The following is a 2,014-nucleotide window of genomic DNA, read 5'->3' as shown; positions in this document are numbered from 1 at the left end:
CCCCGCGTAAACCGGCGCGTGCAGCGCCTGGCCCGCTGGTTTCCAGCGCCGGCGAATCCTTCGGCGGACCTTTTGCTTCAGCTCGGGGCAAACTTCCATGGCCAGTTGATGGTCGATTACTGGCACGCTTTGGTGAAACCCGTGGCGATGACACCCGCGCCAAGTGGGACGGTGTGATGATCAGTGCCGGTGCCGGCACCCAGGTCCACGCTATCCACGGCGGCCGCGTGGTATTCGCCGATTGGCTGCGTGGCGCAGGTTTGTTGGTGATTCTTGACCACGGTAATGGCTATTTGAGCCTTTACGGCCACAATCAAACTTTGCTTAAAGCGGCAGGTGATGTTGTAAAAGCCGGTGAATCCATCTCCACTGTCGGTAACAGTGGTGGCCAGGACACCCCGGCGCTGTACTTCGCTATTCGTCAGCAGGGCCGCCCGAGCGACCCGGCACAATGGTGCCGTACCCAAGGATAAGGGTCGCATCTACATTAGGAGTTCGTTCGACATGCTGCATTTGTCCCGCCTCACATCGCTGGCCCTGACGATCGCTCTGGTGATCGGCGCGCCTTTGGCATTCGCCGACCAGACCGCCCAGTCGGCCACGGCCGCGACCACCAAGGCCCCGCTGCCGCTGGACGAGTTGCGCACCTTTGCCGAGGTCATGGACCGGATCAAGGCCGCTTATGTCGAACCTGTGGACGACAAGACCCTGCTGGAAAATGCCATCAAGGGCATGCTCAGCAACCTTGACCCGCACTCCGCCTACCTGGGCCCGGAAGATTTCGCCGAGCTGCAGGAGAGCACCAGTGGTGAATTCGGTGGCCTGGGCATTGAAGTCGGCGCCGACGACGGCAACATCAAGGTCGTTTCGCCGATCGATGACACCCCTGCGTCCAAGGCCGGCATCCAGGCCGGTGACTTTATCGTCAAGATCAACGGCCAGCCGACCCGCGGCCAGACCATGACCGAAGCCGTCGACAAGATGCGCGGCAAGATCGGCCAGAAAATCACCCTGACCCTGGTGCGCGACGGCGGCACGCCGTTCGACGTGACCCTGACCCGCGCCACCATCACGGTCAAGAGCGTGAAGAGCCAGCTGCTGGAGTCGGGCTACGGCTACATCCGTATCACCCAGTTCCAGGTCAAGACCGGCGACGAAGTGGCCAAGGCCCTCGCCAAGCTGCGCAAAGACAACGGCAAGAAACTCAGCGGCATCGTGCTCGACCTGCGTAACAACCCGGGCGGCGTGTTGCAGGCCGCTGTGGAAGTGGTCGACCACTTCATCACCAAGGGCCTGATCGTCTACACCAAGGGCCGTATCGCCAACTCCGAGCTGCGCTTCTCGGCCACCGGCAACGACCTCAGCGAAGGCGTGCCGATGGTTGTGCTGATCAACGGCGGCAGCGCCTCGGCTTCGGAAATCGTCGCCGGCGCCCTGCAAGACCAGAAACGCGGCGTGCTGATGGGCACCACCAGCTTCGGCAAAGGCTCGGTGCAAACCGTGCTGCCGCTGAACAACGAGCGTGCCTTGAAGATCACCACGGCGCTGTACTACACGCCGAACGGTCGCTCGATCCAGGCCCAGGGCATCGTGCCGGACATCGAAGTGCGCAAGGCCAAGATCACCAACGAAGCCGACAGCGAGTTCTACAAGGAAGCGGACCTGCAAGGCCACCTGGGCAATGGCAACGGCGGCGCCGACCAGCCGACCGGCAGCGGCTCGAAAGCCAAGCCGATGCCGCAGGACGACGATTATCAGTTGGCCCAGGCGCTGAGCCTGCTCAAGGGCCTGAGCATTACGCGCAGCCGTTGATATGCGCCGTGGACTGATCATCGCTTTGCTGTGCTGTCTGGCGGGTGTCGCCCAAGGCAACCCCGCCAGTGCAGCCCCCGCTGAACACAAAGCCTACCTGACCCTGATCATCGACGACCTGGGGCAAAACCTGCCCCGGGATCGTCGTGTGCTCGCCCTGCCCGGCCCGGTGACCACGGCGATCATGCCCGACACACCCCAC

3 protein-coding genes are annotated in these 2,014 nt (G+C 62.9%); all 3 read left to right on the top strand.

All coding sequences use genetic code 11. The features are described from left to right. Positions 1-473, top strand: a 473-nt coding sequence (locus tag HX846_RS27640) for a murein hydrolase activator EnvC (RefSeq protein WP_178966510.1), incomplete at its 5' end; no start/stop codon positions are given. 31 nt (positions 474-504) lie between these two features. Continuing rightward, positions 505-1,812, top strand: coding sequence for a S41 family peptidase (locus HX846_RS27635; RefSeq protein ID WP_003218023.1), 1,308 nt, complete (start codon positions 505-507; stop codon positions 1,810-1,812). A 1-nt stretch (position 1,813) separates the two neighbouring features. After that, positions 1,814-2,014, top strand: a 201-nt coding sequence (locus tag HX846_RS27630; protein WP_178966509.1) for a divergent polysaccharide deacetylase family protein, incomplete at its 3' end; no start/stop codon positions are given.

Source organism: Pseudomonas sp. K5002 (assembly GCF_013386655.1).
Lineage (GTDB): Bacteria > Pseudomonadota > Gammaproteobacteria > Pseudomonadales > Pseudomonadaceae > Aquipseudomonas.
This window is presented reverse-complemented; position numbering and strand designations above follow the sequence as displayed.